At 59.7% G+C, this 6,049-nt stretch carries 5 protein-coding genes; 2 read left to right on the plus strand and 3 right to left on the minus strand.

Going from position 1 to position 6,049, the window contains the following annotated elements; all coding sequences use genetic code 11:
• Nucleotides 1–621, minus strand: a 621-nt coding sequence (locus ACLBWX_RS22830; protein WP_447679206.1) for a hypothetical protein, incomplete at its 3' end; no start/stop codon positions are given.
• 435 nt (nt 622–1,056) lie between these two features.
• Here ACLBWX_RS22830 and ACLBWX_RS22835 point away from each other — a divergent pair.
• Nucleotides 1,057–2,823 carry a type I secretion system permease/ATPase gene (locus ACLBWX_RS22835; protein WP_447679207.1) on the plus strand — a complete coding sequence of 589 codons (1,767 nt, stop codon included), beginning with the start codon at nt 1,057–1,059 and terminating at the stop codon, nt 2,821–2,823.
• A 26-nt stretch (nt 2,824–2,849) separates the two neighbouring features.
• A complete protein-coding gene (locus ACLBWX_RS22840) occupies nt 2,850–4,190 on the plus strand; it encodes an HlyD family type I secretion periplasmic adaptor subunit (RefSeq protein WP_447679209.1) in 1,341 nt (446 codons plus the stop codon).
• Between the two features lie 118 nt (nt 4,191–4,308).
• Here ACLBWX_RS22840 and ACLBWX_RS22845 read toward each other — a convergent pair whose 3' ends face one another.
• On the minus strand, nt 4,309–4,698 hold the full coding sequence (locus tag ACLBWX_RS22845; RefSeq protein WP_447679208.1) for a helix-turn-helix domain-containing protein: 390 nt from the start codon (nt 4,696–4,698) through the stop codon (nt 4,309–4,311).
• A 415-nt stretch (nt 4,699–5,113) separates the two neighbouring features.
• The coding region (locus ACLBWX_RS22850; RefSeq protein WP_447675420.1) for an IS481 family transposase at nt 5,114–6,049 on the minus strand (936 nt) is incomplete at its 5' end.

Genomic DNA, 6,049 nt, shown 5'->3' on the forward strand with positions numbered 1-6,049 from the left:
GTTCGTACCGGTCACGGCGGTGCCGAGCACGGTGCCGTTGTCCGAGATGGTGACGGTGGATCCTGCCTCGGCCGTGCCCGTGATAGTCGGAGTGGCGTCGTTGGTCAGGCCCGCCACGGTGGTGATGGTCGGAGCATTCGGCGCAACCGTATCAACAGTTAGTGAAACATCATCAATACCAAAACCTAGCTGTCCAAGCGAAACATCTAAGACGCTACCTCTGAACACCCTAACTTCCGTAAGATTTTGCCACTCGGAACTGAATTGATATCGCGTCTCACCCAATAACAAGCCAAGATTGACTAGATCTCCAGAAGCCGCAGAAACAACCTGAACGCCATTCCTATAACCGATGAATACTACGCCGGATAGAAGGCTCACGTCTGCTCTTATCGACAAGGCATTCAGATCAAATACCGTACCAGTTTGCCGAGAAATTGAGAGGTATCCAGAGACTGAGCTAGTTTTTAGGCTTGCGTCCGGCTCTAAAAACTCCCGATTAACTGAGAGTGTCCCTACGGCAGATCCGGAGGTAGTCCGCTGAGCATACACAAATCCATCAATAGTAAGCGAGCTTCCTGAGCGACCAGAGGATGCCTCAAACGTTTGGGTGCTTGCCATAGCTATTCTCTCTAGGTGCGCCCGTGGATCAATATCCAACGGTTGATTACAGAGCAGATTAGAAAAACTTGTCGAGGATTCGGCGTTGGCTCAGCCCCTCGCTCACTCTTATCAACCTACATACGAATAATTCCCATTCAAGTATGCGATAGCCGGACCTAGGTGCCTATTTGGTCAATAGGGGAGGCTCAAATTCTATAAGCTTAACGGAGCACTAAGCGCGTTATTAAATACCAAATTTCCAACGATTTTGATGGATACTACCGCAGTCAACGCGGAAAATCTTAGGGCATTTTTAATAATCTGCAGATCGTCTTAGATGATATACGGCACACTTAGAGCCAGAGCGCCGCCTGGGCGCCGTAACGGCTTAGCGTGTAAGGCGAGTGAACTCGCTTAATAGCCGATCCGCTGAATTCAAACAGGCGAACTCCGATGCGATCTCATCAGAATGCAGAGCTGAGAACCGCCCTTTTCCGCTGCCGACGCGCGTTCTTCGGCGTCGGCGTCATGAGCGGCATCATCAACATCCTGTACCTGACGGGATCGTTCTTCATGCTCGAGGTCTATGACCGGGTTATTCCGGCACGCTCGATCCCGACGCTTGTCGGACTGGGTATGCTGACGCTGACGCTGTTCCTGTTCCAGGGGCTCATTGAGACTATCCGGGCGCGGGTCTTAGCCCGGATCGGCAGCTCGCTGGACGAGGCCCTGTCCGGACGGGTCTTCGACATGGTGGTGCGCCATCCTCTTGAGGCACCAGCCGGCGGAGACGGGCTCCTGCCGTTGAGGGACCTCGATCAGATCCGCAATTTCTTTTCGAGCCTCGGACCAACGGCGATCTTCGATCTGCCTTGGATGCCGATCTACCTTGGGATCTGCTTCCTGTTCCATCCGCTGATCGGTATCGCAGGCTTGGCTGGCGCTCTCGTCCTGGCGGCGCTGACCCTCCTCACCGAGCTCTTGACCCGCCGGCCGCAACGCGAAGCCACCCAGCATGGGGCGAGCCGTAACGCCCTCTCCGAGGCCGGGCGCCAGAATGCGGAGGTCCTTCGGGCCATGAGCATGCAGAAGGAGTTCGCTCAGATCTGGAACGCGGAGAATAACGCGTACATGCGGCGTCAGCGTCGCGTCGCCGACATCGCGGCGGGTCTCGGGACCACCTCGAAGATCTTCCGCATGGTGCTGCAATCCGCAGTGTTGGCGCTCGGAGCCTATCTGGTCATTCAGGGGCAGGCCACGGGCGGCATCATCATTGCCTCGTCCATCCTCGTCTCGCGGGCGCTGGCACCGGCCGAGATCGCGATCGCCAACTGGAAAGGGTTTGTTGCGGCCCGGCAGGGCTGGGTGCGCCTGCATGACATGCTCGCGCGCTTCACCCCCGATAAACCGGCGCTTGCTCTGCCGGCTCCCGTCAGGTCCCTAACTGTTGAGAACGCATCGATCCTGCCGCCGGGTGGAACGCGCGCGATCGTCTCCGACGTCAGCTTCGGCCTTACGGCAGGCGAGGGCGTCGGCATCATCGGGCCGAGTGCATCCGGCAAATCCACCCTGGCACGAGCGCTCGTTGGCATCTGGACGCCGCTGCGTGGGGCGATACGTCTCGACGGCGCCACCCTCGATCAGCGGGCCGACGGCAGTCTCGGCCGCCACATCGGCTACCTCCCGCAGGACGTCGAACTCTTCGCCGGCACCATCGCGTCGAACATCGCGCGGCTGGCGCCAGACCCGAATGCCGAAGCCGTCGTTGCAGCCAGCCGGAGCGCCGGTGTTCACGAGCTGATCCTTCGGCTACCCGAGGGATATGAGACCCGCATCGGCCCCGGCGGGGCGGGGCTCTCGGCAGGGCAGCGCCAGCGGATCGGCCTCGCGCGCGCACTTTACGGCGATCCTTTCCTAGTCGTTCTCGATGAACCGAACGCCAACCTCGACGAGGCCGGGGAAGCGGCACTCACGCAGGCCCTCCTCGGCGTACGTATGCGCGGCGGCATCGTCGTGGTGGTCGCTCATCACCCCAGCGTCCTCGCCGCCGTCGATCTCGTGCTTGTCATGGAAGAGGGGCGGGCGCGGGCCTTCGGCCGCAAGAACGAGGTGCTGAAGACGAATCTTCGCCCAACGGCTTTTCCCAACGTGCGCGGCCCGAAGCGCACCATCGCCGCAACCGCGAAACCGGCCGAGACGAACCTGAAGGCTTCCGCATGACCTCGAGCAGCATGACTCTGAACGGCATGACGGCTGGGTCGCTACCGACGCGCGCCGCCGGTCCCCGGCACTCCGAGGCCGACCAATCGATCGGCCGGCACTTGACCGTGGTCTCCGGGATCATCGCCGTCCTAGTCTTCGGCATCGGCGGATGGGCGGCGCTGACCGAAATCCACGGAGCTGTAGTGAGCCCAGGGCAGCTCGTCGTCGAAAGCGACGTAAAGAAGGTCCAGCACCCGACAGGTGGTGTCGTGAGCGAAATTCATGTCCGAGACGGCATGCGCGTCTCCCTCGGGGATGTCCTGATCACGCTGGACGAGACACAGATCCGCGCGAACCTCGACATCATCCTGAAAGCCATGGACGAATTGACGGCCCGCCGCGCCCGCAACGAGGCGGAGCGCGATGGCCTGACGACGATCGATTTTCCCGACGCGCTGACACGACGCAGGCGCGAGGAGCCAGTCGTCGCGCAATTAATCGATGGAGAGCGCCGCCTCTTCGAAACGCGCCGATCTGGGCGGGAAGGCCAGAAAGCTCAGCTACAACAACGTATTCTTCAGATCCGTCAGGAGATCACTGGTCTCTCCGAGCAAGCCGCCGCCAAAGCCCGCGAGATTACCCTCATCGGAGATGAGCTCGTCGGTGTGCGCGAGCTCTGGGCGCGGAATCTCGTGGCCGTTTCACGGGTGACGGCTTTAGAGCGCGATGCGGCGCGCTTAGGCGGTGAGCGCGGGCAATTGGTTGCCGCCCAAGCGCAGGCGAACGGCAAGATTACTGAGACCGAGCTGCAGATCCTTCAGATCGATCAGGACATGCGGAGTGAAACAGGCAAGGAACTTGCCGATATCCGCGGCCGCTGGTCAGAGTTATCAGAGAAACGCGTCGCTGCCCTGGACCAGTTGAAGCGGACGAGCCTGCGTGCACCTCAGGACGGCATTGTGCACCAGATGACCGTTCATACAGTAGGTGGCCTGGTCATCCCAGGTGAGCCCGCGATGCTGATCGTGCCCGATGCGGACACGCTCGCCGTCGAGATGCGCATCCAGCCCCAAGATATCGATAGCATCCACCTAGACCAGAAAGCCGTGCTGCGCTTCGCCGCCTTCAACCAGCGCGTGACACCGGAGATCGGCGGAATGGTCAGCCGCATCTCCGCGGATGTCAGCCAGGATTCGAAGACCGGCATGAGCTACTACACGGCCCGGATCCGTGTGCCCGACACGGAACGCGATCGCTTAGGTAAGGCACGGCTCGTGCCCGGCATGCCGGTCGAGAGCTTCATCCAAACCGGAGAACGCTCCGTCCTATCTTACCTCGTCAAACCTCTAACCGACCAAATCGCGAAGGCCTGGCGCGAGCGCTGAGAGATTGATTACGATGCATGCTCCGAAGGCCTTGCCCTCCATACGCGAACGGGACCTCACATCCTCCGGTTTCAGGCCCTCCAGCCGCCTCGGACAACAATGCCTGTCGTTCTAATGCTTATTTTCCTGCCTCGATCTCGCATAGCACGCGAGCAAGCTCTGAAAGCAGATACCGGGCGCGTGGGTCCTTGATCCTGTCAAAGTGCTCCCTGAACAGGATTCCCTCAGGCGTCGGTGATGCTTGGCCAAGGCGAGCCTCCCTCTCAGGCAAGGACTCTCCGTTACGGGTGTCGTAGAAGTAGTTCACATCGACATTCAAAGCCTGAGCGATCCGTTGAAGCTTATCGGCTGCGATCTTGCTCCGCCCACTCTCATACTTTTGAATTTGTTGGAACGTCACGCCCAGACTCTCGCCGAGATTAGCCTGGCTGAGTCCGACCGAGCGGCGTAGTGATTTGATACGATTACCAATCGTGCCCGCGCTGCCGTCTTTGTCTATTTCTGTCATGGTAAGTTACTCAAAGTATCTCATATAACTAAATGGAGCGTAGTCACGAAGAAGTTACTTTATGTCGAACAACCTGGCTGATGAAGCCTGGATCTTAATCTCAGGGGGGGGATAAGCACGCGCTGTATCAAGATCCTGCACATTAATAGAAGCGCCTGCCGACGCCGCATCCAGACCGTTTGCTCCTCAAGCGGTCTGGATGCGGCGTCGGCAGGTTGATCTCACCAGTTGGGCGCCGCGGATCACGCGTCGCCAATTTCACAACCTTCTGCTTATCAATGAATCATGAACACATGCTTGGGGCAATGTCACACCTCCGGGCCGAGAGTTGCCGGCAATTCCGTTTGATGACGCTCTTAACCGTTTTCAAACGGGAGAGCCGGCAATGGTCTGGAGCTTTGGACGCTTGGCACAGTTAGGTGTACGGTCCCGGGATGAGGTGTGACGGATCGAGCCTGAAGCGATCGGGCTCTTTCGTCCAGGCGTTCAGGATGAACTCGGTGGGCGTCAAGCCGCGCAGCGTCTTGAGCCTGCGGGCATAGTTGTAGGCATCGATGAACAGATGCAGATGCGTTCGCAGCTGAGCATGGCTGTCGTAGTGGTAGCGTTTGACCGTCGCGTCTTTGATCGTACGGTTCATTCGTTCGACTTGCCCGTTGGTCCAAGGGTGGTTCACCTTGGTCAGACGGTGCTCGATGTTATGCTCGTCGCATACACGATCGAAGATGTGCTGACTGTCGTAGATATCCCGCTGGCGTGACGTGAACTGAATGCCGTTGTCCGTGAGCACAGTGTGGATGCGGTAAGGCACCGCTTCGATGAAGTCGCGGAGGAACTGAGCGGCTTCCATCTTGCCGGCGCTCTCGACCAGCCGCACGAAGACGAATTTGCTGGTTCGGTCGATGGCCACGAACAGCCTGAGCTTGCCCTCAGCGGTGCTGACCTCGGCGATGTCGATGTGGACGTAGCCGATGGCGTAACTCGCAAAGCGCTGCTTCTTGGGTTTGTCGCCGTCGATCTCGGGCAATCGGCTGATGCCGTGCCGTTCCAGACAGCGATGCAGCGAGGACCGGGTCAGGTGCGGGATCGTCGGTTGCAGACCATAGAGGCAGTCGTCGAGCGGGAGCAGCGTGTGCCGTCGGAAAGCGACGATGATCGCCTCCTCCTCGAGCGTGAGCACGGTGGAGCGCGGCTCTTTGGGTCCCATCCGGGCATCCGCCGTCGTCGCCCGTTTGCGCCACTTCTGCACCGTCGTCGGACTGACGCCGTAGCGCCGGGCCAGCGCCCTTACGCTCTCTTCACGTAGCTGGATCGCGCGACGGACTGCCTCCGTCGTGGTGGCGCTTCCATG

This window comes from Methylobacterium sp. M6A4_1b, assembly GCF_053345175.1.